22 protein-coding genes and 1 tRNA gene are annotated in these 24,557 nt (G+C 67.0%); 10 read left to right on the top strand and 13 right to left on the bottom strand.

Annotated features, from left to right (window positions below; genetic code table 11):
• Window positions 1-95: 95 nt before the first annotated feature.
• Together ACOAMO_RS03855 and ACOAMO_RS03850 are read left to right on the top strand one after the other, a co-directional pair.
• Window positions 96-995 carry a hypothetical protein gene (locus tag ACOAMO_RS03855; RefSeq protein ID WP_420176273.1) on the top strand — a complete coding sequence of 300 codons (900 nt, stop codon included), beginning with the start codon at window positions 96-98 and terminating at the stop codon, window positions 993-995.
• Between the two features lie 115 nt (window positions 996-1,110).
• On the top strand, window positions 1,111-2,160 hold the full coding sequence (locus ACOAMO_RS03850) for an NAD(P)-dependent alcohol dehydrogenase (RefSeq protein WP_420176272.1): 1,050 nt from the start codon (window positions 1,111-1,113) through the stop codon (window positions 2,158-2,160).
• A gap of 102 nt (window positions 2,161-2,262) precedes the next feature.
• Here ACOAMO_RS03850 and ACOAMO_RS03845 read toward each other — a convergent pair whose 3' ends face one another.
• Window positions 2,263-3,762, bottom strand: coding sequence for a DASS family sodium-coupled anion symporter (locus ACOAMO_RS03845; protein ID WP_420176271.1), 1,500 nt, complete (start codon window positions 3,760-3,762; stop codon window positions 2,263-2,265).
• A gap of 534 nt (window positions 3,763-4,296) precedes the next feature.
• Here ACOAMO_RS03845 and ttdA point away from each other — a divergent pair.
• The 3 genes from ttdA (at window position 4,297) to ACOAMO_RS03830 (ending at window position 7,171) form a co-directional block, all read left to right on the top strand.
• Window positions 4,297-5,199 (top strand): L(+)-tartrate dehydratase subunit alpha, encoded by a 903-nt coding sequence (gene ttdA, locus ACOAMO_RS03840; RefSeq protein WP_420176270.1) that lies wholly within the window; start codon window positions 4,297-4,299, stop codon window positions 5,197-5,199.
• A 51-nt stretch (window positions 5,200-5,250) separates the two neighbouring features.
• Window positions 5,251-5,991: a L(+)-tartrate dehydratase subunit beta gene (ttdB, locus tag ACOAMO_RS03835; RefSeq protein WP_420176269.1), complete on the top strand. Its 741-nt coding sequence runs from the start codon at window positions 5,251-5,253 to the stop codon at window positions 5,989-5,991.
• 67 nt (window positions 5,992-6,058) lie between these two features.
• Window positions 6,059-7,171 (top strand): AraC family transcriptional regulator, encoded by a 1,113-nt coding sequence (locus tag ACOAMO_RS03830; protein WP_420176268.1) that lies wholly within the window; start codon window positions 6,059-6,061, stop codon window positions 7,169-7,171.
• Between the two features lie 5 nt (window positions 7,172-7,176).
• Here the strand turns inward: ACOAMO_RS03830 and ACOAMO_RS03825 are convergent, their stop codons facing one another.
• From ACOAMO_RS03825 to ACOAMO_RS03815, 3 genes are all read right to left on the bottom strand, one after another.
• A complete protein-coding gene (locus tag ACOAMO_RS03825; RefSeq protein ID WP_420176267.1) occupies window positions 7,177-8,541 on the bottom strand; it encodes a citrate:proton symporter in 1,365 nt (454 codons plus the stop codon).
• Between the two features lie 238 nt (window positions 8,542-8,779).
• Complete coding sequence (locus ACOAMO_RS03820) at window positions 8,780-9,190, bottom strand: hypothetical protein (RefSeq protein WP_420176266.1); 411 nt, start codon at window positions 9,188-9,190, stop codon at window positions 8,780-8,782.
• Window positions 9,191-9,242: 52 nt separating this feature from the next.
• The gene (locus ACOAMO_RS03815; protein WP_420176265.1) at window positions 9,243-9,731 is read right to left on the bottom strand and encodes a MarR family winged helix-turn-helix transcriptional regulator; all 489 of its coding nucleotides are present in this window, start codon (window positions 9,729-9,731) and stop codon (window positions 9,243-9,245) included.
• Between the two features lie 347 nt (window positions 9,732-10,078).
• On the opposite strand from ACOAMO_RS03815, the gene ACOAMO_RS03810 reads away from it, so the two are divergent.
• A complete protein-coding gene (locus ACOAMO_RS03810; protein ID WP_420175748.1) occupies window positions 10,079-11,296 on the top strand; it encodes an IS110 family transposase in 1,218 nt (405 codons plus the stop codon).
• Window positions 11,297-11,343: 47 nt separating this feature from the next.
• On the opposite strand, the gene ACOAMO_RS03805 is transcribed toward ACOAMO_RS03810, so the two are convergent.
• Entirely contained in the window at window positions 11,344-12,222 is an 879-nt protein-coding gene (locus ACOAMO_RS03805) for a D-hexose-6-phosphate mutarotase (protein ID WP_420176264.1), read from the bottom strand.
• Window positions 12,223-12,420: 198 nt separating this feature from the next.
• Between ACOAMO_RS03805 and ACOAMO_RS03800 the strand changes: the two genes are divergently transcribed.
• Window positions 12,421-14,775, top strand: coding sequence for an ATP-binding cassette domain-containing protein (locus ACOAMO_RS03800; protein ID WP_420176263.1), 2,355 nt, complete (start codon window positions 12,421-12,423; stop codon window positions 14,773-14,775).
• Window positions 14,776-14,866: 91 nt separating this feature from the next.
• Here the strand turns inward: ACOAMO_RS03800 and ACOAMO_RS03795 are convergent, their stop codons facing one another.
• Window positions 14,867-16,096 carry a cytochrome P450 gene (locus ACOAMO_RS03795; RefSeq protein WP_420176262.1) on the bottom strand — a complete coding sequence of 410 codons (1,230 nt, stop codon included), beginning with the start codon at window positions 16,094-16,096 and terminating at the stop codon, window positions 14,867-14,869.
• Window positions 16,097-16,160: 64 nt separating this feature from the next.
• Between ACOAMO_RS03795 and ACOAMO_RS03790 the strand changes: the two genes are divergently transcribed.
• The gene (locus tag ACOAMO_RS03790) at window positions 16,161-16,706 is read left to right on the top strand and encodes a methylated-DNA--[protein]-cysteine S-methyltransferase (RefSeq protein ID WP_420176261.1); all 546 of its coding nucleotides are present in this window, start codon (window positions 16,161-16,163) and stop codon (window positions 16,704-16,706) included.
• A gap of 99 nt (window positions 16,707-16,805) precedes the next feature.
• On the opposite strand, the gene ACOAMO_RS03785 is transcribed toward ACOAMO_RS03790, so the two are convergent.
• Window positions 16,806-17,297: a DUF456 domain-containing protein gene (locus ACOAMO_RS03785; RefSeq protein ID WP_420176260.1), complete on the bottom strand. Its 492-nt coding sequence runs from the start codon at window positions 17,295-17,297 to the stop codon at window positions 16,806-16,808.
• A 107-nt stretch (window positions 17,298-17,404) separates the two neighbouring features.
• Between ACOAMO_RS03785 and ACOAMO_RS03780 the strand changes: the two genes are divergently transcribed.
• Window positions 17,405-18,211 (top strand): PIG-L family deacetylase, encoded by an 807-nt coding sequence (locus ACOAMO_RS03780; protein ID WP_420176259.1) that lies wholly within the window; start codon window positions 17,405-17,407, stop codon window positions 18,209-18,211.
• A 94-nt stretch (window positions 18,212-18,305) separates the two neighbouring features.
• On the opposite strand, the gene ACOAMO_RS03775 is transcribed toward ACOAMO_RS03780, so the two are convergent.
• The gene (locus ACOAMO_RS03775) at window positions 18,306-19,286 is read right to left on the bottom strand and encodes a ribose-phosphate diphosphokinase (RefSeq protein WP_420176258.1); all 981 of its coding nucleotides are present in this window, start codon (window positions 19,284-19,286) and stop codon (window positions 18,306-18,308) included.
• A 159-nt stretch (window positions 19,287-19,445) separates the two neighbouring features.
• Here ACOAMO_RS03775 and ACOAMO_RS03770 point away from each other — a divergent pair, with 159 nt between their 5' ends.
• Entirely contained in the window at window positions 19,446-19,847 is a 402-nt protein-coding gene (locus ACOAMO_RS03770; protein ID WP_420176257.1) for a hypothetical protein, read from the top strand.
• 122 nt (window positions 19,848-19,969) lie between these two features.
• On the opposite strand, the gene ACOAMO_RS03765 is transcribed toward ACOAMO_RS03770, so the two are convergent.
• From ACOAMO_RS03765 to ACOAMO_RS03745, 5 genes are all read right to left on the bottom strand, one after another.
• Entirely contained in the window at window positions 19,970-20,728 is a 759-nt protein-coding gene (locus tag ACOAMO_RS03765) for a PIG-L family deacetylase (RefSeq protein WP_420176256.1), read from the bottom strand.
• A 1-nt stretch (window position 20,729) separates the two neighbouring features.
• A complete protein-coding gene (locus tag ACOAMO_RS03760) occupies window positions 20,730-21,974 on the bottom strand; it encodes a glycosyltransferase (RefSeq protein WP_420176255.1) in 1,245 nt (414 codons plus the stop codon).
• 18 nt (window positions 21,975-21,992) lie between these two features.
• Complete coding sequence (locus ACOAMO_RS03755) at window positions 21,993-22,853, bottom strand: metallophosphoesterase (RefSeq protein WP_420176254.1); 861 nt, start codon at window positions 22,851-22,853, stop codon at window positions 21,993-21,995.
• A gap of 161 nt (window positions 22,854-23,014) precedes the next feature.
• Window positions 23,015-23,088: transfer RNA gene (locus ACOAMO_RS03750), tRNA-Gly, on the bottom strand.
• 74 nt (window positions 23,089-23,162) lie between these two features.
• Entirely contained in the window at window positions 23,163-24,551 is a 1,389-nt protein-coding gene (locus tag ACOAMO_RS03745) for a S8 family serine peptidase (protein WP_420176253.1), read from the bottom strand.
• Between the last annotated feature and the right edge of the window lie 6 nt (window positions 24,552-24,557).

The raw sequence follows: 24,557 nt of genomic DNA, 5'->3' as shown, positions 1-24,557 counted from the left end.
CCGGAGCAGCCTCTCGCGCCAGCACCCACCGGTTGCCATCTGACGAAAACCTGAAAAGATGCTTAAGCCCAAGCCCATCTGGAGGACGGAGACCCGTGAGCACCCCCACCAGGCGTCTGGTCGCCCTGACGGTCGGATTCGTGATGATCTTCATGGGACTGGTGGGTGGCAGCCTTGGGCGGGTCAGTGCGGCACCTGCCGATGCCACCACGGCAAGGCCGGTGACGGGCATTGCGCGGCCATGTGCCGTCGAGCACCCGTGGCCCGCCGACGCGTCGCTCGCTCAGATCCGCGACCAGCTGGCCCGCAACACCGGCCTCGCGCTGGTTGGTCCGGGGTGGACGGAGCAGCGCAATCGACCGTTGGTGCAGATCATCTGGCAGACCGTGGATGCCCTGGGCTGCACCAGCTACCTGGACGTGATCACGAGGAGCCACCCCGGCCTGGAACTCAATGCTGCCCCGATCCGTGGCTGGGCCCTCGGTGACTGGGGGCTGACCAGGCCCGGCGCGCTCACCCTCGACCTGGCCAAGTGGCAGGCGCCCCTCAAGTCGGGCGACGAAGGGCGGCTGGTCCGACTGTTCGTGCACGAACTGGGCCACGCCTGGAGCCGCACTCCCCAGGCGCAACCTGTCTACGATCGCTTCGCCACGCTCCATGCTCGGATCGGCAACTTCAGCGACTACGGCCGGGGCAGTGTGAACGAGAACTTCAGCGAGGTGATCGGCTACTACGTCGCCCGCTGCGCCACCGGCAATCCCTACGACACTCGGGTGAAGAACAAGGGGCAGTACGACCCCTACTACGAGCTGGTCAAGCAGCACGTCTTCGACGGCCATGAGTTCGGCCCGGCCGTGGGGCAAGCCGCGGACTGCACGTCGACCGGGGGCTCCCTCCCTGCGCCCACGGTGGCGCGAACCCCCAAGACGGTCAAGGCCGTGCCGGACGCTGAGGCTCCCGTCACCCGGGTCATCAAGGAATCACTCGATCGCTGACCGCTTGGCAAGTTCGGACCCAATCGGACGACCCGCGCGTGTGGAGGCTCGTCGTGGCGAGCAACAATGGAGGGGCAGCATCCTTTTGCGCCCCCATCTCCAAGGAGCACAGACCATGCCAGAGGTCCTCGCCTACGCGACAGACGACAAGTCCTGCCAGTTCCACAAGACCACCATCACCCGTCGTGAGCCCGGCCCCACCGAGGTCTTCTGCGAGGTGAAGTACGCCGGCATCTGCCATTCCGACATCCACACCGCCCGCGAGGAGTGGGGCCCGGTCAACTTCCCGCTGGTGCCCGGGCACGAGCTGGCCGGCATCGTGACCCAGATCGGCTCCGAGGTCACCAAGTTCGCCGTCGGCGACAAGGTTGGCGTCGGCTGCTTCGTCGACTCCTGTGGCGAGTGCGAGATGTGCCAGGCCGGCCGCGAGAACTTCTGCACCAGCGAGGACAAGCCCACCGTGGGCACCTACAACTCGATCGGCCGTGACGGGCTGCCCACCGCCGGTGGCTACAGCCAGGGCATCACCGTCGAGCAGGACTACGTGCTGCGCATCCCCGAGGAGATCCCCTTCGAGAAGGCCGCGCCGCTGCTGTGCGCCGGCATCACCACCTACACCCCGCTGAAGCGTTGGGGTGCCGGCCCGGGCAAGCAGGTGGCCGTGGTGGGCATGGGCGGCCTGGGGCACATGGGTGTGCAGATCGCGGCCGCCATGGGTGCCGAGGTCAGCGTCATCAGCCAGACCATGAGCAAGGAGGCCGACGGCAAGAAGTTCGGGGCCAGCCACTACTACGCGACCAGCGAGGAGGGCACGCTGGAGAAGCTGCGCAACCACTTCGACATCGTGCTGTCCACCATCAGCGCCGAGAGCGATCTGGATGCCCTGCTGCGCACCCTCAAGGTGGACGGTGTCTTCGTCGACGTGGGCCTGCCCGAGCACCCGTCGACCTTCAGCTTCGGCAACCTGATCATGGGCGACAAGGTGATGGCAGGCTCCAACATCGGCGGCATCCCCGCCACCCAGGAGATGCTCGACTTCTGCGCCGAGCACGGCATCGCCCCGCAGGTGGAGATCATCAGCGGCGAGGAGATCACCGAGGCCTACGACAAGGTCGTCGGCTCCAAGGTGCGCTACCGCTACGTGATCGACACCAGTACCTTCTGAGGAAGGCCAGGTCTCGGGGCCGATTCACCAGAACCGATGACGCCCGGCACACTTGGTGTGCCGGGCGTCGCGCTGCGGTGAACCGGGCGGATGCGGGGGGCGTCACCAGACGCCGATGAGCTTCCACCACAGCGGCCCGACGAGCAGCCAGACCAGCATGTGCATGAAGCCGAGTACGACGCCATTGCGCCACCAGGCACCCATCTCCACGTAGCCGGCACCGAAATAGAGTGGGGCGGGACCATTGCCGTAGTGGGTAAGGCAGCCCATCAGCGTGGGGATGGCGCCGAGGAAGGCGAGCAGCGGGATGCCGGGCAGTCCCAGCGAGAGGCCAACGCCGAGGAAGACCGCGAACATCGACGCGGTGTGTGCGGTGCCGCTGGCGAACAGGTAGTGGGAGAGGGCATAGACCGTCGTCAGTACGGCGAAGGCGACCGCCTGGTTCATCCCACCCATGTGCCCGCCCACCTGCTCGCCGAACCAGCCGATGAAGCCGAGCTTGTTCAGGTAGGTGCCCATCATCACCAATGCCGCGAACCAGGTCAGGGTGTCCCAGGCAGCCTTCTCACCCTTCATCTGCTCCCAGGTCAGGGCGCCGGACAGCAGCAGCACGCCCAGGCCCAGCAGCGCGACGGTGGTGGCATTCATCAGGTCGTCGCCCATCACCCACAGCGTGATCATGAGGGCGAAGACGCCCAGCGTCACCCACTCGTTGCGGCTGACCCGGCCCAACCGTTTCAGTTCTCCTGCGGCCATGGCTGGGGCCTGGGGCGTCTTCTTGAGCTCGGGTGGATAGATCACGTAGAGCACGATCGGCACCATGATGGTGCCCACCAATCCGGGGACTGCGGTGGCCTTCAACCAGCCGCCCCAGTCCGCGTGCACGCCCAGGTCTGATGCCAGCTTGGCGGCCATGGCGTTCGGGGCGGCGCCCGTGAAGAAGATGACCGAGACAGCCAGGTTCAGGTTGTAGCAGGCCAGGGCCAGATAGGCGCCGATGCGACGGTGGGTTGACGGGTCCTCGGTATGGGAACCGGAGGTCTCCGCGATCGCCTTGAAGACGGGGTAGATGTAGCCCGAGCGGGCAGTATTGGACGGAATGGCGGGTGACGTCAAGAGGTCTGCCAAGCCCAGTCCGTAGGCAAGTCCCAGGGTGCTCCGGCCGAAGACACGTACGAACAGGTAGGCAAGCCGCTCACCAAGCCCCGAGGCGATCACCGCGCGGGCCGCGAAGAAGGCCGAGACGATCAGCCAGATGGTGCCATTGCTGAATCCGGACAGGGCATTGGCGATGGCTTCCTTCGGGTCTCCCGGGGCCACTACACGCGTCGCGGCACACAGCGCCATCGCCATCACCGACAGGGTGCCCATGGGGGCGGCCTTGGTGATGATCGCGACGATGGTGGCCAGGAAGATGGCGAACAGGTGCCACGCGGGCGCGTCCAGTCCCGAAGGTGCTGGCACGAACCACAGCCCGACGCCGATCAGGATGCAGACCACCATCCACCGTGGTTGGACCTCGGGCCCCAGGAGGCCAGCGGGAGAGGCATGAGGGTCGCACTTCTCCTTCGGGTTCGTGCGCTCGACAACCGGGGATGTCATTGCTGCCCCACCACCTTTCCTGCCGGGGCTGACAGCGGCGCCGCCCCATCGTGCGACCAGCATCTCCGAGCCTGAGGGTGACGGTCTGTGCCGATCTGCAGCAGCTTGGTGCAGAGAGGCCCCACCTGGCATTGGCGGAAGGCCGGTTCCCGTGCTCCGCCAAGTGCAAGAATCACCCGTCTCAGAGTGCTGTCTGACAAGCAGTGATGGGGCGTTCACGCGGGGAGGATGAACTGGCATGGCTGGGCAAACAACCATTCGAAGGGGGCGAAGGGGGTCCATTTGCAGCAACCTCAGGACAGGAAGCAACGCAAGTCTGTGCTGGTGCAGCGCGTGACTAGGCCGGATGCCGCTCTCAGGGGGAGGTTCTTCTCCAGTCGAGCTCCGGGGCGATGACGCTTCGGCTGGCACACCACCTGTCGGGACACCTGGCGAAGTGACCAAGATCCGCACAGAACGGGGCGGATCGAGGAGCAAGAGTTGGACTCAGAGCACAACAGATCCCACAGGACCCAAGGACAAGGAGGTGCCGCGATGACGCAGCAACTGGTCGGTCTGGACAAGATCACCGACACCGTGGCGAAGTTCACCGCCGTCGTGAGTCGTCGTCTGCCTGACGACGTCACCAGCCGACTCACCACGCTGGCCACGGAGGAGCGCCAGCCAATGGCGCTGATGATCTACGACACGATGAAGAAGAACCAGGAGTTGGCGGGCGAGCTCAAACGACCCAGCTGCCAGGACACCGGTCTGGTGCAGATCTTCGTCCAGGTCGGTTCTCATTTTCCCTACATCGACGGGCTCTCCGAGGCGCTGAAGGAGGCCATTGGCGAGGCCACCCAGCTCGCCCCGCTGCGGCACAACACCGTCGAGACCTTCGACGAGTACAACACCGGTACCAATGTGGGTTCCAAGTCGCCCTGGCTCTACTGGGACGTGGCCGAGGGGCGGGACGACCTTCAGCTGCACGTCTACCTGGCCGGTGGCGGCTGTTCACTGCCCGGGCAGGGGCGCACCCTGATGCCCGGTGAGGGCTATGAGGGCGCGGTGAAGTTCGTGATGGACGTGATGACCTCCTATGGCCTGAACGCCTGCCCGCCGCTGCTGGTGGGGGTGGGCATCGGCAGCTCCATCGATGCCGCGGCCTTCATGAGCAAGCTTGCCCTGATGCGTCCAGTGCACTCACACAGCGTCAACGAGGTGGCCGCCCAGCTCGAGGTGGACTTGGAGGAGGCCATCAACTCCATCGGTCTGGGGCCCCAGGGGCTGGGTGGCTCCAAGTCCGTCATGGGCGTCAACATCGAGAACTCCGCCCGGCACCCATCGGTGCTGTCCGTGGCCGTGAACACCGGCTGCTGGTCCCATCGTCGCGGCACCATCCGCTTCGACAAGGACCTGAACTACGAACTCCTCACCCATGAGGGCGTCGAGCTCTGAGCGGCACTGTCACCGTCACCAGAACACCCACCACAAGCTTGGAGAGCAGAGATGAGAACTGACGCCACCCACGACCAGCCGACGACTGCCACCGACGAGACGAGCATCCCCACGGTCACAACCGTTCCGGCCGACATCCCCCAGCAGGATCCGTCCGAAGTCGACTCTGGCACCGGCCGGCGGATCACGTTGACCACCCCGATCAGCCGTGAAGACCTGGAAGGGATCAAGGTTGGTGACGTGATCTTCCTCGACGGACACATCACCACCTGTCGGGACGTCGCCCACCGGCGCTTGATTGAGTACGGACGCGAGTTGCCCGTCGACGTGCGCGACGGTGCAATCCTTCACGCCGGTCCCATCATCCGGAAGGTGGATGGCGAGGAGGACAAGTTCGAGGTCGTCTCCGTCGGGCCCACCACCTCCAGCCGGATGGAGAAGTTCGAGTACGAGTTCATCAAGCAGACCGGCGTACGGCTCATCGTGGGCAAGGGCGGCATGGGCCCGGGCACCGAGGCCGGCTGCAGGGAGTTCGGTGCGCTGCACTGTGTCTTCCCCGCAGGCAATGCCGTGATCGCCGCCGTCGAGGTCGAGGAGGTGGAGGGTGCCGAATGGCGTGACCTGGGAATGCCCGAGACCCTGTGGACCTTCCGGGTCAAGCAGTTCGGCCCGCTGATCGTCTCCATCGATGCAGACGGCAACAACATCTTCGAGCAGAACAAGGTGGTCTACAACCAGCGCAAGGACGAGGCGCTGGAGAAACTGTACGAGAAGGTGCGCTACATCAAGTGAGGGTTTCCCGTCAGTGGCCCGTCATCTCTGGAGATGGCGGGCCACGGTCTGTTCCTAGGATGGCTCCATGACGAAGGAGTCCCAACTGGCAACGGCCATCGCCGCACGTGACGAGTACCACCTGCGCATTGAGCGCCCGCAACGCGGAATCCGGTTGAGCCAGTACGTCTACGAGATCGGCTCCTACCATTACAACTGGCACCAGGAGTTGGAACTGCTGGTGGCCCTGCGGGGCGAGATGGAGGTGGCCGCCGGCGGAAGTATCACCAGACTGCACTCTGGCGACGTGGTGGCCATCAACTCGGGAGTCAGCCATGCAACCCTGAGCCAAGTGGATGGAAGTCTGGCACTGCTGCTGAAACTGGATCTGCGCTGGTTCGCGGACCTCTTCGAGGATCACAGCCGGGTACGCTTCGACATCTCATCGGACGAACAGACCCGCGGGCTCCCGGTCTTCGTCGAGATCCGCGCCTTGATGGCTCGCATGATGCTCGACGGTGCGGACACCAGTCCCGTCGGACTGGTACGTCACGAGCGCCTGCTGGCCCAGCTGGTGGATTTGCTGGTCACGCACTTCCCACCGCACCTGGAAGGGCACGTCGCAGTGCAGGGCAATGATTCCCGCAATCGGGCCATAGACCAGCTGTTGGCCTACATCGACCGGCACTATGCCGAGCGGATCACGCTGGAACGCCTGGGCGCGGAGAGTGGCTACAACCCGAGCTACGTCTCGCAGCTGTTCACCCGACATCTGGGCGTGTCCACTTTGGACTACATCACCAGGGTGCGGTTGCGGCAGGCTGCCCGGGACCTGTGTGATCCGGCCATGAAGGTGGTGGACGTGGCCGCCAGCAATGGCTTCGCCGACGTCAAGGCCTTCAATGTCGCCTTTCGCAAGAGCTTCGGCAAGTCTCCGACGCAGTATCGGGCTCAGCTGACGGAGCAGAGCCTGGCCGTGGACGCGCGCTTCAAGCAGATCTTCGCGCGGCGTGATGACGGGGAGGTCACCGAGCTCCTGCACCGATGGGCTGCCCCCTTGGAGGATGAGGCGACTGCCGCGCCGGGGCCGGCGCTGCCCACAGACGAGGCGCGACGTCTTCTGGTGGACGCTCGACGCCTGGTGGATGGGTTGCAAGGACTGGAGGCCCGGTTGGGTCAAGTTGCTTCGGGGCTTGCCTGAAGCCTTCACCAAGGCAGGGCACCGGTGAGTCCGTAGACCACCAGATAGGTGACCAGGACTGGCCAGAACCAGCGCAGGTACTTCCTCTGGAAGTCGACGAAGTTCTGTTCGGTCTCCCCACAGAGCAGGTACAGCGCCGGAATGACAGGACTGATCAGCCGGAAGGACTGACCCACCATCGAGGCGACGGCGGCCTGCATGGGGGTGATGCCGAACTGCTCCATGACCCCGCTGAGCACCGAGGCGATCCCAAAGTAGAAGGCGTCCTGTGGCAGGAAGACGATGGCCGGGGTCGCCATCACCGCGTAGACCGGCGCCATGTGGGATCCGAGCGAGGTGGGGATGGCGCCCGCGATGCTGTTGGCCAGTGCTGAGGCCATGCCGGAACCGGTGAGGACACCGGAGAAGACACCGGCTCCGAGGGTGGCGATGGTGGTGGGAAGCACGTCCGGTGCGATTGCCTCGATGCGGTCCGTGGCCTGGTCGACATCAGGGAAATTGATCACCAGGGCGAGTGCGGACAGCAGCAGGAAGACCACGGCGCCGTGGGCGAGGTCCAGGATCAGCAGGGTGAGCCCACCCAGGGTGAGGAGCAGATTCACCCAGAACAGGCGGGGTCGCTTCAGTCCTGGATCCTTGTCCCGCACGGCGCGCAGCATGGCGTCGATTTGCTCGGGTCCCACGGATTCACATGAGGCAGGGTCGAAGTGGATCCTCGCCCGCTCCTTGAGTCCGATGCGGTAGGCGATCACCAGCACGACCACCTGTGCGGTCAGCAGACCGGGCAGGAGCTGCCGGAAGAGGGCGATGAGGTCCACATGCAGGGCGGCAGCCGCAGCGATCGTCGGGCCGCCCCACGGGAGTTGGTTCCAGATGCCGATGGGGGCGACGATCACGATCGCGAGAGTCCACAGGGTCAGTCCAAGTTGCTTGTAGAGAGCGCGGAAGGCGGCGAGGCAGATGATGATCGTCGTCGTGGTGTCCCCGTTCAGGGAGACGACGCTGGCCACGGCAGCGGTGGACATGATGACCTTGAGCGGGTCACCCTTCGCCTTCTTGATGAAGAACTCCGCGACGGGATCGAAGAGGCCGACGTTGAGCATCAGGTCGAAGTAGAAGATGGAGAACAGGATCGTCGTCGCGGGCGCGATCACTCCCCAAGCAACCTTGCCGGTGTCGGGATCGACCTTGAAGAAGACGCCGTGCTGGATCCAGGTGAAGACGTCCAGTACGCCGTTCCCTGTGGCAAGACATGCGATGGTTCCGAAGACGAGCGGCACCAGGGTGAGTGCCACGAAGACCTGGAGCTTCTTGCGGGACAACGCCACGATGAAGACCAGGATCATCGCGAGGCCAAGGATCGAGAGCACGGCTGCCTCCCTCGGGACAAGGTCCTCCACCTTGAGGACGATGCACCCACTGTTCAGGGGGGCTTGGCCGGCAGGCTGTCCAATTCTGTGACGATTCCCACTGTTCCCGGCGCGCGCCACTGGGCCGCGTCGGCCAGGCCGGCGTTCTGGAATCTAAGGATCCAACATCTTCCAATCCGATTACGACAAGCCTCTTTGCCCTCGTTCGTAGGAGGGTCACCGCTGGTTGGCTCTACGGTTATGCCTCTTCGTGGGCCGGTGTGGGGACTGCGGACGAACTGTTCGCGCCCCGCTTGCTGGCGGCCATCGTGCGATCGGCCAGCACAGCCGCGACCGCCAGGCCCAGTGCGTCGGCCACGAGGTCCACGGGATCCCCGCTGCGGGTCGGGATCAACCGCCACTGGATGACCTCGCTGACCACGGCGTGGGCCGCGTTCGCGACCAGCACCGCAGTTCGTCGCAGCCCGGCCAGCAGGAAGAGAAGCGTCACCGACCCGAAGAGCAGGAAGTGCACCACCTTGTCGATGTGGGGGAACAACTGGGGGCCACCGGCGCTGGGCGAATAGAGCGCCCAGCACTGGAACCCCAGCGCCGCCACCGCGAGTGCCATCCAGGCGGGGCTTCGGAAGGGTCGAGCGGATGCGGTCATCGTGACACTGTGACACAACGGGCGTCGAAAGGCCCCGCGACCACCGGGCGGATCAGGAGGAAGCGCCTCCGGCGCGCACACCGACGGTGTGGGCCTGCACAGCCGAGTTCACCCGGTCGAGCACGGACAGGGCCGTGGCGACGTCCTCGGGGGACAGGTCCTGCAAGACCTGGCTGAGGGTCTGGTGCAGGGGCACGTAGTAGTTGTTGGCCACCTGGATTCCCAGGGTGGTGGGCTGCAGGAGCACCTTGCGGCGATCCTGCGGATCGACGTCGCGGCTGACATGACCCGACTGCGACAGGCGCTCCACCAGATAGGTGACCGCCCCGCTGCTCAGGCTGAGGCTGGTGGCCAGTTCACCGGCGGTGAGGGAGCGTCCCTCCTCCTGTGCCTCGCGGATCAACAACAGCGCGCGGAAGTCGGTCAGGTAGAGGTCCTGGTTCTCTGCGCAGGCGTGGCCCAGGTGCTCGTTGGCACTGCACAGCATGCGCAGTGACTTGTGCAGATGATGGGCGTCATTCTTGAACTCGGAAGATGGCACGAGCGCAAGCGTAGCTACCGTGTCGATGAATGACCGAACCGGGTCGGGTGCTTCCTTTTCAAGTATTCAATTTGTGGGACGCACGAGCCGGGGGCCAGGGCCGGGTAGGGGTGCCCCGTTACCTTGCTGGTGACCCCGTAGGGAGGGGTCACGGTCGCCGGGCCCGGCATGACTCAGTGCCCCTGTCATTGATGATCCGGGGGGTGTTGTCACCGGGCCTGGTGGTGCCAGCCGACCGCTGATAGGGACATGGCCCAGCATTGAGGTCTCTTCGTAACGTGGGTGCCGGCAGCTGACGCATCACCAACCACGACGACCGTCGCTTCGATGCAAGGATGGTGGTCGTCATGAATCAGGACAGCGGCTTCGACATCTGGTGCGGGCTCGACGTTGGCAAACAAGACCACCACGCCTGCGCCCTCGACGCTGCCGGGAAGAAGGTCTTCGACAAGCCCCTGCCGCAAGACCAAGCCAAGCTCGAGGAACTCCTCGACAAGCTCCAGAGCCATGGTCGGGTGCTGGTGGTCGTCGACCAGCCGAACACGATCGGCGCGCTACCGATCGCTGTCGCCCGGTCGATGGGCATTACCGTCGCCTACCTGCCCGGACTGGCGATGCGCCGCGCGGCTGACCTCTACCCGGGCAACGCGAAGACCGACGCCCGCGACGCATACGTCATCGCGGACACCGCGAGGACCATGCCTCACACGCTGCGCCGGGTCGATGCCGGCGAGGAAACCCTGGCCGAACTCAAAGTGTTGGTGGGCTTCGATGAGGACCTCGCCGCCGAGGCGACCCGGTTGTCGAACCGCATCCGAGGCCTGCTCACCCAGATCCATCCCGCGCTGGAACGCGTTGTCGGACCCAGATTGGGCACCAAGCAAGGCCTGGCCGTTGTCGAACAACTCGGCGGCCCCCAGGCCATGGCAGCAGCGTCGAAATCGAAGCTGCTCAGGGTGATCACGAAGGCCTATCCGCGCAATGCGCAGGACTTCGCCGACGCCATCACCCAAGCTCTTACGGAGCAGACCGTCACCGTTGCAGGCACGGCAGCGGCCGAGCAGGTCCTGCCCAAGCTGGCCGCGTCGCTGCGCGCCACCTTGGATCAGCGCGCCGAGCTGGCTGTCCAGGTCGAGAAGGTCGTTGATGCTCACCCTCTTGCCGAGGTCCTGACCTCGATGCCAGGCCTCGGGGTCAGGACCGCAGCACGGATCCTGCTCGACGTCGGCGATGCCTCACAGTTCCCGACCGCCGGGCACTTGGCGGCCTACGCCGGCCTGGCCCCAGTGACTCGCCGTTCCGGCACCAGCATCCGCGGGGAGTTCCCCGCCCGCTCCGGGAACAAGCACCTCAAACGAGCCCTGTTCCTGTCCGCCTTCGCCGCGCTCAAGGACCCGACCAGCCGCGCCTACTACGACCGCAAGCGAGCGCAGGGCAAGAAACACAACGCCGCCCTCATCTGCCTGTCCCGCCGACGCTGTGATGTCCTGTTCGCGATGATCAAGAACCGGGAGCCCTACCGGGCCCCCGCCCCGACACCCTCACCCATGCCCCTCGTCGCTTGACGAGGAACATAGGGACACCCCCCAGGCCCCGCCCTGGCCCCCGAGGATCAGGCGATGCTGATGGCGGTGCCCATGGTGTGCGACTCGCCGGGCTGCAGGAAGACCGCATTGTCTAGGGCATTCACCGTCTCGACGCAGCACATTGCGGGCCACTCCCGGTCGCCGAAGTCGGGCATTCGCGCGGCCTTGTCCACCCACGGATTCCACACCACCGTGTTCGCGGAGTTGCTCTTCTCGACCACCAAGGTGCGGCCCCGGGCCGCGTCGACGATGCGCGTGGTGGAATCGGAGAAGTAGACACGATCGGTCTCCATGGTGAAATTGACGGCCCCTTCCTGCTGCGCCTCACCACCGCCGACCTTGTCGAGGTAGCGGGCGCCGTCCAGCCCCTCCACCATGGTCTGCTCGATGTCGGCGACGTCGAAGTAGGTGTGCAGGGCCGCCTCGTAGTCCAGCTGCTGTCCCCCCGCGGTCACCGTGAACTCCAGACCCAGGATCGTGCCCATGGCGACGTCGAGCCGAGCCGTGAAGTCGGACGGGAAACCCGCCAGATCGGCCACCTGGTCGCCGGTCAGCTCCAGGGCCAGGTGGGCCTGGCCACTCTCGGAGACCTCGGCCTGGACCAGCTTCCAGTCGGCCAGACGGGCGAAACCGTGCCCCGGCTCGTGCTGGCCGTCGCGGCCCGGGCCGAACCACGGGAAACAGATCGGGATGCCGCCGCGCAGCGGCTTGTCGTCCGCGTAGTCGGAGGAGTCGCTCATCCACAGCACGGGATCCTGCCCCGCGGGCTGCCATTCAGCGACGTGGGCGCCGTGCTCGTAGACCAGTCCGCTGCCCAGGGATGTCTGCACGCGGTAGGCGGTCAGTCCGTTCTGGGTCACGGTGGTGATGCCCTCGGGAAGTTCGATGCTGTTCTCGGTACTCATGCAACGACGCTACTGCCACCCGGGGGCCGCCTGGCAGGGGGTGCCCACACTTTCCGGGCGGGCGCGCCTGCCCGGGGCGGGCACCCACCCACACGAACCGATGGGAGCCACGGCCACCAGGGCCGAATCTGCTTCACTGGGAAGGCGCACCGCCGGCAGTTCCGGGGGCCCGCCCGGAACACGACGATGGAGACCCGCATGACCACTCCCGCAGACAGCCATGACCTGATCCGGGTCGAGGGCGCCCGCGAGAACAACCTCAAGGACGTCAGCGTCGAACTGCCCAAGCGTCGGCTGACCGTCTTCACCGGCGTCTCCGGATCGGGCAAGAGCTCCCTGGTCTTCGCCACCATCGCCGCGGAGAGCCAGCGCATGATCAACGAGACCTATTCGGCCTTCCTGCAAGGGATGATGCCCAGCCTCGGCCGCCCCGACGTCGACGTGCTGGAGGGGCTGACCACGGCGATCGTCGTCGACCAGGACCCGATGGGTGCCAATCCGCGCTCCACCGTCGGCACCGCCACCGACGTGAACGCCACGCTGCGCATCCTGTTCAGCAAGCTGGGGGATCCCTGGATCGGTGGGCCCAAGGCCTTCGCCTTCAACATCCCCTCGGTCAGCGGCGGCGGAGCCGTCACCACCACCAAGGGTGGCCGCCAGGTCAAGGAACGCAAGAGCTTCAGCATCACCGGAGGCATGTGCCCCCGTTGTGAGGGCACCGGCAAGGTCAGCGACTTCGACCTCGACGAGCTCTACGACTCCGAGCTCAGCCTGGCCGGCGGCGCCATCAAGGTGCCCGGTTACTCGATGGACGGCTGGTACGGGCGGATCTTCTCCGGGTCGGGTTACTTCGACATGGACAAGCCCGTCAAGGACTTCACCAAGCGGGAGCTCGACGACCTGCTGTACCGAGAGGGCACCAAGATCAAGGTGGAGGGCATCAACCTCACCTACGAGGGGCTCATCCCCAAGATCCAGAAGTCCATGCTCAGCAAGGACGTCGAGGCGATGCAGCCCCACATCCGCGCCTTCGTGGAGCGCGCCATCGTCTTCCAGACCTGCCCCGAGTGCGACGGCACCCGCCTCACCGAGGGGGCGCGCAGCAGCCGGATCAACGGCAAGTCCATCGCCGATGTGTGCCAGATGCAGATCAGCGACCTGACCGAGTGGGTCGTCTCGATCGACGAGCCCTCCGTCACGCCGCTGGTCACGCAACTGCGCCACCAACTCGAATCCTTCGTCGACATCGGCCTGGGCTACCTCAGCCTGGATCGCCCCACCGGCACGCTGTCGGGCGGCGAGGCACAGCGCATCAAGATGATCCGCCACCTGGGCTCGGCGCTCACCGACGTCACCTATGTCTTCGACGAGCCCAGCATCGGGCTGCACCCGCACGACATCCAGCGGATGAACCGGCTGCTGCTCCAGCTGCGCGACAAGGGAAACACGGTGCTCGTCGTGGAGCACAAGCCGGAGATGATCGCCATCGCGGACCATGTTGTCGACCTGGGGCCGCGTGCAGGCAGCAAGGGCGGCGAGATCTGCTTCGAGGGCACCGTCGACGGGCTGCGGGTGAGCCACACCCTTACCGGGCGGCACCTGGACGACCGGGCCCAGCTGAAGCCGTCGGTGCGCACGGCGACCGGGGCGCTGGAGATCCGTGGGGCCAGTGAGAACAACCTGAAGGCCGTCGACGTGGACATCCCCACCGGCGTGCTGACCGTCGTCACCGGCGTCGCGGGCTCCGGCAAGAGTTCGCTCATCCACGGTCACGTGAGCGGCCGCGACGGGGTGATCGCCGTCGACCAGTCCGCCATCAAGGGCTCACGACGCAGCAATCCCGCCACCTACACCGGACTGCTGGAGCCGATCCGCAAGGCCTTCGCCAAGGCCAGTGGCGTCAAGCCCGCCCTGTTCAGCCCCAACTCCGAGGGCGCCTGCCCCACCTGCAAGGGCGCCGGCGTGATCTTCACCGAGCTGGGCTTCATGAACACCGTCTCGAATGTCTGCGAAGACTGCGAGGGGCGCCGCTTCGATTCCGCCGTGCTCGAGTACACCCTGGGCGGCAAGGACATTGCCGAGGTGCTGCAGATGAGCGTCGACGATGCCCTGGCGCACTTCTCGTCGTCGGAGGCGAAGGTGCCCGCCGCGGTGAAGATCCTCAAGAACCTGACCGACGTGGGGCTGGGCTACCTCACCCTGGGGCAGCCGCTGACGGCACTTTCGGGCGGTGAGCGACAGCGCATCAAGCTGGCCACCCAGATGGCCGGCAAGGGTGAGGTCTACGTGCTGGACGAACCCACCACCGGCCTGCACCTGGCCGACGTCGAGCAGCTGCTGGGCTTGCTGGACCAGCTCGTCGACTCCGGCAAGACGGTGATCGTGATCGAACACCACCAGGCGGTGATGGCGCATGCCGACTGGGTCATCGACCTTGGCCCCGGCGCCGGCCACGACGGCGGTCGGGTGGTCTTCGAGGGCACCCCAGCGGATCTCGTCGCGGATGCCTCGACGCTGACCGGCCAGCACCTGAAGGAGTACATCGGCGCCTGAACCTCAGTCCAGGACCTCTGAGCCTGTCAAGGGTGGCGACGGGCGTCTATCCCCAGCCGCGACGGGGTTTCACGTGAAGCACAGCCGTAGTTCAGGCGTCGCGGTCCAGCACCAGGCGGATGTTGCGCACCTCGTAACCCTTGATCAGCTCGTCCCAAGCGATCGTCGGCCGGGTGGCCAGCCGGATCGGCAACCTCAGCAGGCGCTGCAGCAGCACGTCGGCCTCCTGGATGGCCAGCGAGTTACCGGGGCACTTGTGCGCCCCGTCGCCAAAGCTCATCACCTCGGCGCCGACCCTGGGTGGCAGTTCGCGGCCGGGGCACAGGTCGAGGGGCGCCTCGCCCACCACCTTGGGGTCGGCATTGGTGCCCCGAATGTACAGGTCCACCAGCGAACCGGCCGGGATGGTGACCTGCTCACCGTCCACCACCACGTCGATCGGGGCGGTGGTGCGGCGAAGCAAGTGCCCGACGATGGGGTCGAGGCGCAGGATCTCGTGCAGGACGAGATGACGATCGGCCTTGTCCCCGGCAAGGTAGCGGGCGCGCAGTTCGTCATGCTCCAGCATCTGCCAGGTGGCCATGCCGATGAACTCTCGGGTGGTCACCATGCCGGCGGCGCCGTAGGTGATGCACTCGATCATGATCTCGAGCTCCGAGTAGCCGGCCTCGATGAGGTGGCTGATCACATCCGACTGGGGTTGCTTGCGCCGAGCCTTGATGGCGGGGCGCACGTCGTGCAGGTGGAAGCTGAGCATGGGCAGCTGACCCGCGGTGGAGACCCGCAGGGTCTCGAAGCGGCTGCGCAGCGTCGCGGTGGCAGGCCTGGTTGCCTGGGTGGGCGCGACGGGAGTGTCGAAGAAGCGCTCCAGGCGGCGGGCCATCTTCTCGTAGTCGGAATTGGTCAACCCCACCACCTGGGCGGCCACCACCACCGAGTAGCGCAGGCTGAGCTGCGAGAGGTCGACGCTGCCGGAGGCACGAAACTCGTCGACGAGCTGCTCGGCATAGCCCTCCATCAGCTCGTGGTAGTTCCGGGCGACGGTCTTGGGTGCGAAGTAGCGGGCGATCGCGGCGCGCTGGGTGCGGTGCGGTTCCCCGTCGCTGAACAGGATCGGTGGGCGCAGCCACCCCATGTTGATCGTCTCGACGTTGAAGCCCGCCTGGGTGGTGTTCCGGCTGCGGAGCACCTCACGCGCGGCGGCCATGTCACGAACGTGCCAGACCCCGTCGACCACCTCGACGGCCGGTTCGAGCTTCTCGCCCGGATAGTTCGTCTTGCGCCTGTTCTCCCCCGAGACCGGGCATGTGGACTGCGACATCGCAACCTCCTGCGTAGTTGACTCCATCTTCCCGGATCTTGGGCCTGCTGACACCATGAGGAGCATGGACTCTTCAGCAGATGTGCGCCGTGCTCTCGTGGCCTCGCCACTGGGTCCGCTGACGCTGGTCGCCGCGGATGATGCCCTGGTGGGGGTCTTCTTCGACGGCCATCGGGTGCAGCCCGGGCGCGCCCAGCAAGGTCGTCTGCTGCCTGCCGTCGGTGACGACGCAGTGCTGGCCGCGGTGGCCGTCCAGTTGGAGGAGTATTTTGCGGGCGAGCGCACCAGTTTCGAGTTGCCCACCCGTCCGTCGGCGCACAATGCCCTGGATCCGAGGGTGTGGGCGGCGCTGGCTCGCATTGGCTTCGGCGAGACCGTCACCTATGGACACATCGCCGCCGCGCTGGGAGACCGAAACCTGGCCCAGCCCGTGGGCGGTGCCGTGGGGCGCAACCCGTTGGGAATCGTCGTGCCTTGTCATCGAGTGGTCGGGGCCGGTGGGAAGGTGACCGGTTTTGCCGGCGGAACTGCGCGCAAGACGTGGCTGCTGGAGCACGAGGCCTACGTTGCCGGGCACAGCCTGGTGCCGCCAACACCCTTCCAGGGCTGATGCCGTCCGCAATCAGAGAGCTGACGGGTCTTCACTGCCACAGTGGCAATCAGGGCCCGTCAGCTCTCTGTTTGCGGCAGGGAGTGCTCCGGAGGGACGTCAGAACAGGGCGGTGAGCACGCTGGTGCCCAGCACGGCCGTGGCGGTCATGGCGCAGACCAGCTCGATCAGCATGCCGGTGCCGATCGCCTTCATGGTGGCGACGCTGGTGGAGACCGCTTTGGAGGCGTCGCGCACCCGGTAGACCTCGGCGCAGAACAGGCCCACGACGAAGCCGATGGGCAGCCCCAGGGCCGGCAGCACGAAGGCTCCCACCAGGCCGCAGACCAGGCCGACGATGACGGGCCACCGGGGGATCTCGCGGCTGTCGAGGTTGCGTTTGGTGAGCAACATCGAGGCGCTCATCCCAATCGCCAGCAGCACCGCGGCCACGCCGAAGGCGATCCAACCCCAGCTGGAGGTGCCCCAGATGGCCCACACCAGGGCGGCGACCCCCACCGACAGGCTGCCGGGCAGCACCGGCACGACGATGCCGCACAGGCCCACCAGGGCAATCAGGGCAACAAGAAGGGCAAGCAGCGTGACGCTCATGCCCACAGGCTAGACCCGTCGCGCTGCGAGGCTCGCATCGAACGGTGTCTCGGGCAGGGCACCAGAAGTGGTCAAGTGCTCAACCAGTGCGTGTCACCATGGTGTGCATGGCCACGATTGTCTTCCTGCACGCCCACCCCGACGACGAGGCCTCGGCCACGTCGGGCTCCATGGCTCGCGCCGCGCAACGCGGAGACCGAGTGGTGGTGGTCTTTGCCACCAATGGTGACCACGGCGAGGTTCCCAAGAGCCTGCACCCGGGCGAGACCATCGTCGAGCGGCGCCGCAGCGAGGCCGAGGCGGCTGCCGCGGTGATCGGCACGCAGCGCATCGCCTGGCTGGGGTACAAGGACTCCGGCATGACCGGGTGGGAGATGAACGACGCCCCCGGCTCCTTCTGGTCGGCAGACCTGGACGAGGCCGCCAATCGCCTGGCCAAGATCCTCGACGAGGAGGACGCCGATGTGCTGGTGGGTTATGACTGGCACGGCAACTACGGTCACCCCGACCACGTGAAGGTGCACCCGGTGGCCTACCGCGCCGCCCAGCTGGCTCGTCGCAGGCCCCGGGTGCTGGAGAGCACCACCAATCGCGATGCCATGGTGCGGTCCTTCCAGGCCGCGAAGGAGGCCGGGCTGCAGATCGACTTCGACCCGACGGGCCCCGCCGACGACGGCAACCCGATGGGCACCCCGGAGGCGGAGATCCACTGGGTGGTGGACGTGCGTGACCTGACCGACGTGAAGCGCCGGGCGCTGCTGTGCCACGCCAGCCAGGCCAGCGACGTCGGAATGCTCACCGGGATGCCCGACGAGGTCTTCGCGCAGAGCTTCGGCCTGGAGCACTTCCGCGAGCACGGCCGACCCAATGGCATGGTCGCGGGGTGGCCCTTCACCCCCTTGCACACGCCCTGACCTGCGCGGTCCGGCCGGTTCGAGGGCCCAGACAGGTCCAAGGTCGAACACGCACGACACCCCGCGCCAAGCGGCGCGGGGTGTCGTGCGTGTCTCAGAACAGGCCGTCGCGAGGTGGCGGCGGGGCGTAGCTCGGGTCGACGCCGCGGAAGAGCTTGCTGACGCTCTTGCCGTCGTGGGTGCGCCGGATCGCCCCGGCGAACAGGTTGGCGACGCTGCGCACCTCGAGCTCGGGCCAGTTGTCGGGCGAGGGGACGGTGTTGGTGGTGACCACCTCGGTGATCATCGGGTGCTGGCGCAGCCGCTCGACCGCCTTGCCGGCGAAGAGGCCATGCGTGGTGGCGACGGAGGCCTCGACGCAGCCGAAGTCACGCAGCCGGTCCATCAGCTCGATGATCGAGCCGCCGGTGGCGATCTCGTCGTCCAGCACGATGGCCTTGCGGCCCACCACGTCGCCCACGATCGAGTCGATGACCACCTTGTCGTCGGCCAGTCGCTTCTTGGAGCCGGCGGCCACCGGCAGGCCCAGCAGGCGTGCGAAGACCGCGGCCTCCTTGGCATTGCCCAGGTCTGGGGAGACGACGACGTAGTTGTCCAGGTCGCGGCCCCGGAAGTGGTCGGCGAGCACACCGATCGCGGTGAGCTGGTCCACTGGGACGGAGAAGAAGCCGTGCACCTGGGGTGAGTGCAGCGCCATGGTGAGCACGCGGGTGGCGCCGGCGGTGGAGATCAGGTCGGCCACCAGTCGGCCACCCATGGAGATGCGGCTGGCGTCCTTCTTGTCGCTGCGGGCGTAGGCGAAGTGGGGCATCACGGCGGTGATGTGCTGCGCGGAGGCACCGTGGGCGGCATTGATCATCATCAGCAGCTCCATCAGGTTCTCCTGCGTCGGCGGAACCAGTGGCTGGATGATGTAGACGTCGCGTCGGCGGCAGTTGGCCAGCAACTGGGCCTGGATGCAGTCATTGCTGAACCGTCGGATGTCCACTCCGCTGAGGGGAACGTCGAGGTGTTCGCAGATTTCCCGGGCCAGTTCGGGGTGAGCCGAGCCAGCGAATACGACAATGTCCTTCACGAGGTGCCTTCCGATGCCGTGCAGTCGAGCACAGACTATCTGGCCGACGCGCCCTTCGTGCCCGCCAGCCCCTGCCACGATGCCGACCACCTCCCGTCTTGTGGCCCCACGGCAGGCGATTGGCGAGCATTGTGATTTCAATCACGTAGGATTGGGGCCATGGCAACGACTGTGACCCCCGCCCACTCCCGACTCAAGACCGCCACCCTGGTGACCATCATCTCGGTGCTCATCCAGCTGGGCCTGGGCATCGCGATGCTGACCGGAACCTACTCCGTGGCCATCGCCAAGGCGCACAGCGGAATCGGCTACCTCACGACCCTGGGCAGCATCGTGGCCGCCGTCTTCGCGTGGCAGCTCAGCAAGGCTGATGCCAGCGCCAAGGGGCTCTTCTTCCACGCGCTGAGCCTGCCCGTGCTGGCGCTCATCCAGAACGGTCTGGGTGAGTCGATCAGCAGCGATGCGCTCAAGTGGCTGCACGTCGCGCTCGGCATCGCCTTCGTCGGCGCCGTGGTGAGCCTCTACACGCTGCTCGACAAGCGCGCGAAGGTTCGCGCCTGATCCCACCCGGATCCCCTGGACAGCACGAAGCCCCGGCCATCTTGGCCGGGGCTTCGTCGTCGAACCAGGGTGCCGCATCCTGCTCCCGGATCGGATGCCTTGTCCGACCGGTGAGTTGTGACTCAGCTGGTGTGGGGCTCTCGAAAGAGCTCCAGCGCGACGTTGGTGACGATCGCCTCGCGCTGGCCGCCGGAGTGCACCACCTCGGTGCCATTGGGTTGCACGGTCAGCTGGGTGGCGTGGTGGCCCAGGGCCTCGGCCACCACCGGCAGGGTCTCGGGCAGGTCGAAGACCTCGGCGGTGTCCGGGGCCCGCGACGGGGCGATCACCTGGGCAAAGCGCATCCCCAGCTGCCGGGTGGCCCGCTGCGTCACGTGGTGCATCCGGGTGTGGTCGGGGTGGCCGTAGCCGCCGCCCTCGTCGTAGCTGATCACCAGGTCTGGCTGCCACTGTTCCAGCAGCGCCACCAGGTCTGCCACGGGCTCCTCGAGGCTGGCGAAGGTGAAGCTGCGCTCGTCGGTGGCATCGGCGGGGCCGGCCAGCCCGGGACGGATCCACTCCATGCCGGAGTCGCGGTAGCGGCGGGCCTCGAGCCCCTCGGCGCGGGCGGGCGCCGTGCCCAGCCAGGCGTGCCGCTCGATGCCCAGCACGGCCAGTGCCCCGGCCAATTCCTGCTGCCGGTGCGCCTCCAGGCCGTCGCCGGCCAGATGGCTCAGCGGGCCCGGGACCACCTCTCCCATCTCACCGCGAGTGGCGGTCAGCAGGTCACAGGCAATGCCTCGTTCGCGCAGGTGGACGATCAGCGCACCCGTGGCCAGGGTCTCGTCGTCGGGGTGCGCGTGGCAGAAGAGCACCCGCTCGACTCCGTCGAGAATGCCCATGTCAGGCCTCCAGCAGGGTGCGGTAGTGCGTCTCCAGCTGTTCGGCCACCGCATCCCAGCCGAAGCCCAGGGCTCGTTCGCGGCCGGCGCTGCCCATGGTCTGCAGCCGGTCGGGGTCGCGCAGCAGCTCGGTGAGCACGGCCGTCCAGGCCTGCGCGGAGCGATCCTGCACCAGCACGCCGGTCTGGCCGTCGGCGACGACCTCACGCAGACCGCCGGAGTCCGCCGAGACCACGGCCACGCCCGAGGCGGAGGCCTCCAGCGCGATCAGCCCGAAGGTCTCCGAGAAGGAGGGCACCAGCACCGCGCGGGCGCCGCGCAGCAGCCTGGCCAGGTCCTCGCGGGTCTGCGAACCGAGCCAACAGGTCTGGTGCGCGATCCCCAGGTTGTGGGACAGGTCGATCAGTTCGTCGCGGTAGCCCGCGAAGTCCTGGCTGGCCTCCCCGGCCAGCACCAGGGTGGGGCGGATCTCCTCGGGCACCCCGGCCACCGCCACCAGGGCCAGATCGGGAGCCTTCAGTGGCTGCAGCCGGGCGGCGAAGAGCAGGTAGCCGTTCGGATTGGGGGCGACGCAGACCGGCCCGTACTGGCGGGGCTCGTCGGGGGTGTTCAGCTCTGGGGCCCAGCGGCGGCAGTCGTCGTCGAGGGGATGGAAGAGGCCGGTGTCGACCCCCGGGTGCACCACGACGACACGCTCGGGGTCTGCTCCGCAGCGGTCGATGATGGTCTGCGCCTCGTACTGGCTCACCGCGATCACCAGGTCTGAGCGTTCGGCGATCAGGCGCTCACCGGCATTGCGGCCGGGTGATTCGGGCGGTTCTCCCTCGCTGAGCGGATCACCGGGCAGTGCGGCCACCGAGTGGAAGCTCTGCACATGCGGCACCTGCCACTGTTCGGCCCCCGGCAGCGCCGCCACACCGCTCATCCAGTGCTGGGAGTGGATGATCTCATAGGGGTCCAGCGCTGTCAGGGCAGCGGAGAAGTCCTCGATCCACTCCTCCTGGGCGCTCTTGGCCAAGGGCTCGGTGGGGCCGGCCACCAGCTGCCGGACGGTCACACCGGGATGGATCTCCACCACATCGGGCAGGTCGGTGTTGTCCCGACGCGTGACCAGCTCCACCTGGTGGCCGCGGTCGGCCAGGGCCTTGGCCTGGTGAACCTCGACGACGTTCATTCCCCCGGCATCCTTCGACCCGGGAGCGTCCAGCGGCGATGTGTGCAGCGAGACGAATCCGATGCGTGCCATGCAGGGAACCTAGCAGTCTCAGGAAGGGGCCAAGGTCAGCAGGGTGATCTGGGACGGGGTGAACAGGCGCAACGGAACCGTCTGCCCCACGCCCGAATCGATGTAGAGCTGGGCCGAACCTGCCTGGAAGAGTCCCTTGTCCAACCGGGGGAAGAGCCCTTCGGCGCCGGGGATGTGGATGGCCCCCACGCCGGGGATGCGCACCTGGCCGCCATGGGTGTGGCCGCAGATCGCCAGCTCGGCACTGCTGTTGGCCAGGTCGTCGAAGATCTGGGGCGAATGGGTCAGCACCAGTTGGAAGGCGTCCTCGCGGGTTCCCCGCATCGCACGGGGCAGGTCACCCTGCTCCGCGTAGTAGTCGTCGGTACCCACCAGGTCGACCCGTCCCCAGTCGCCGTCGAAGGCGACGTGGCGGTTGGTGAGCACGGGAATCCGGTGGCCTTCCAGCATCTCCAATACCGGGCCAACCCCGTCTCGTCGGTGGTGGTCGTGGTTGCCGGGGACCGCGTAGACGGGCAGGCCGAGCGTCATCAGCTGACCCAGCCAGGCATCGATGCGGCTCAGGTCGGTGGTCGTGGTGTTCACCAGGTCACCGGTGATGGCGATCAAGTCCGGTTCCTGCTGCCGGGCCAGCTCGACGATCTGATCGCGCTGGGGCATGGCGACATTGTGCAGATCGGTGATCTGCAAGACCTTCAGGGGGCGCCCGGTGATCTTCTGGTGTTGCAGCTCGACGCGTTCCACCCGGGTGTGGGTGACCTCGTACCAACTCATGCCAGCCACCAGGGCGAGCGCGAGGAGTCCCAGCAGCAGGGTGCGCAGCAGCCAGCGGAGGCGGCGACGGTGAGGATGCCGAGGGCGGGGCTGGTCACTGGTCACGCGGCCAGCCTAGGCGGATGCTGGGTCGGGGCCAGCGTCGAAGCTCCCATCGGCGAAGCTGCCATTGCGGTGGGACCAACTCCGACGGCCGAGCTTGTCGAGGCCCCGGCGCCGCGGGAACGACGAAGGGCCCCGACCAGTTGGTCGAGGCCCTTCGTGCTTGGAGCGGGCGCCAGGAATTGCACCAAGCTCTCCCACCAGGAAGGTGGGTGTTCTGCTACTGAACTACACCCGCAAGGCCAGCCACTCTAGCCGGTCAAACGCCCAAGGCGCCAGTCGTGGCGACGTGTGTCGCCAGGGCTGGCAAGGTCAGCGCATCGCCTTGACCGCCGCCTGGCTGTCGAGCTGACCGGCGCCGGTGCAGCTGTTGTTGCGCACCGTGCCCCGGCACTCCGGGCCCAGCGTCCGCACCGGGAGGGTCCGCGTGGTGCGCTTGAGGGTCTGCACCAGCGTCGCCGACGAGGCCGCCGGCCGGCGCGACTTCATCAGGGCCAGGGTGCCAGCCACCTGGGGTGCGGCCTGCGAGGTGCCGGTGCGATGGGTGAAACGGTTGCCGGAGGAGGTGGCGAAGACCTGCTCGCCGGGAGCGGCGATGTCGACCATGGTGCGGCCGTAGCTGGAGAAGTCGGACAGACGGCCCCTGTTGGTGACCGAGGCGACGTGCACCACCTTGGCGCTCTCGGCGATCGGGTCGTGGCACAGTTCGGCGCGCTGCCAGCTGACGTCCATCCCGGCATTGCCGGCCGAGGACACGTGGGTGACGCCACGCCCGGCCGACCAGTTGATGGCACGGTGCAGCGCGGTCAGGGCCGCGCCCTGAATGTTGAGCTCCCCGCACCACAGGTCGAACATGTTGAGCGAGGTGTTGGTGACGGTCAGTTGCTTGAGCCCGGACCACATGAAGCCGCAGACCAGGTATTCGGGGAAGGCCTCGCCGTTCTCGTTGACGACCTTCACGGAGGCGACGCGGACACCCGGTGCCACGCCGGTGACTCCATGGCCGTTGCGGGCGGCGGCGATGGTGCCGGCCACGTGGGTGCCGTGCGGGTCGCTGCCGCGCCAGGCGCCGGCCGACGTGCGCGGACGGCCACCCACGGTGCAGTCGACGGAATCGCCACGGCTGAAGTTGGCGGCCAGGTCGCGGTGGCGATCGTCGATCCCGGTGTCGAGCACGCCCACGACGACGCTGCGGGAACCGGGGGTGATTTGCTGTGCCTGGGTGGTTCGGATCACGCCCAGGTGGGTCTGCCGGCCCTGCATCGGATCGGCCTTGCCGACGTTGGTCGAGGCGGTCTTGAGGCGCCGGGTGGTGCTGGTGACGGCGATCGAACGGTTCACGGTCACGCGCTCCCGGGCGGCTTCGTTGCGGGCGTCACCGACCGACAGGATGGAGGCCTTGGCCGAGCGCTGCAGGTTGCGTGCGTAGTTGGCGCGATTGGAACGCACCACCAGCACGCCGATCTGTGGCCAGCTCTGCACCACCTGTCCGCCGGCCTTGACGGCAGCCTTCTGCGCCGCCGCAGTGTGCTTGGGGGTGCGGGCGTTGACCAGGTAGGAGCGGGTCGCTCCCGCGGCCTGGGCCGCGGGGAGCTGCTCAGGGGCGGCCAAGGGGAGCACCAGCGCGCCCACCGCCGCCAAGGCCATCGTCACCGCATGGGCGGTGAGGCGACGAAGACGGTGGTTGGTGCTGCTGGACATGGCTTC

Source organism: Luteococcus struthionis (genome assembly GCF_048595755.1).
Taxonomy (GTDB): Bacteria; Actinomycetota; Actinomycetes; order Propionibacteriales; family Propionibacteriaceae; genus Luteococcus.
The sequence above is the reverse complement of the archived record's forward strand: the minus strand, read 5'-3'. Positions and strand labels throughout refer to the sequence as shown.

Bases quoted from the DNA above. Each gene is read 5' to 3' on its own strand.
- ACOAMO_RS03850 (WP_420176272.1), top strand. From the start codon at position 1,111: ATGCCAGAGGTCCTCGCCTACGCGACAGACGACAAGTCCTGCCAGTTC.
- ACOAMO_RS03845 (WP_420176271.1), bottom strand. From the start codon at position 3,762: ATGACATCCCCGGTTGTCGAGCGCACGAACCCGAAGGAGAAGTGCGAC.
- ttdA (WP_420176270.1), top strand. From the start codon at position 4,297: ATGACGCAGCAACTGGTCGGTCTGGACAAGATCACCGACACCGTGGCG.
- ttdB (WP_420176269.1), top strand. From the start codon at position 5,251: ATGAGAACTGACGCCACCCACGACCAGCCGACGACTGCCACCGACGAG.
- ACOAMO_RS03830 (WP_420176268.1), top strand. From the start codon at position 6,059: ATGACGAAGGAGTCCCAACTGGCAACGGCCATCGCCGCACGTGACGAG.
- ACOAMO_RS03820 (WP_420176266.1), bottom strand. From the start codon at position 9,190: ATGACCGCATCCGCTCGACCCTTCCGAAGCCCCGCCTGGATGGCACTC.
- ACOAMO_RS03810 (WP_420175748.1), top strand. From the start codon at position 10,079: ATGAATCAGGACAGCGGCTTCGACATCTGGTGCGGGCTCGACGTTGGC.
- ACOAMO_RS03805 (WP_420176264.1), bottom strand. From the start codon at position 12,222: ATGAGTACCGAGAACAGCATCGAACTTCCCGAGGGCATCACCACCGTG.
- ACOAMO_RS03800 (WP_420176263.1), top strand. From the start codon at position 12,421: ATGACCACTCCCGCAGACAGCCATGACCTGATCCGGGTCGAGGGCGCC.
- ACOAMO_RS03795 (WP_420176262.1), bottom strand. From the start codon at position 16,096: ATGTCGCAGTCCACATGCCCGGTCTCGGGGGAGAACAGGCGCAAGACG.
- ACOAMO_RS03790 (WP_420176261.1), top strand. From the start codon at position 16,161: ATGGACTCTTCAGCAGATGTGCGCCGTGCTCTCGTGGCCTCGCCACTG.
- ACOAMO_RS03785 (WP_420176260.1), bottom strand. From the start codon at position 17,297: ATGAGCGTCACGCTGCTTGCCCTTCTTGTTGCCCTGATTGCCCTGGTG.
- ACOAMO_RS03780 (WP_420176259.1), top strand. From the start codon at position 17,405: ATGGCCACGATTGTCTTCCTGCACGCCCACCCCGACGACGAGGCCTCG.
- ACOAMO_RS03770 (WP_420176257.1), top strand. From the start codon at position 19,446: ATGGCAACGACTGTGACCCCCGCCCACTCCCGACTCAAGACCGCCACC.
- ACOAMO_RS03765 (WP_420176256.1), bottom strand. From the start codon at position 20,728: ATGGGCATTCTCGACGGAGTCGAGCGGGTGCTCTTCTGCCACGCGCAC.
- ACOAMO_RS03760 (WP_420176255.1), bottom strand. From the start codon at position 21,974: ATGGCACGCATCGGATTCGTCTCGCTGCACACATCGCCGCTGGACGCT.
- ACOAMO_RS03745 (WP_420176253.1), bottom strand. From the start codon at position 24,551: ATGTCCAGCAGCACCAACCACCGTCTTCGTCGCCTCACCGCCCATGCG.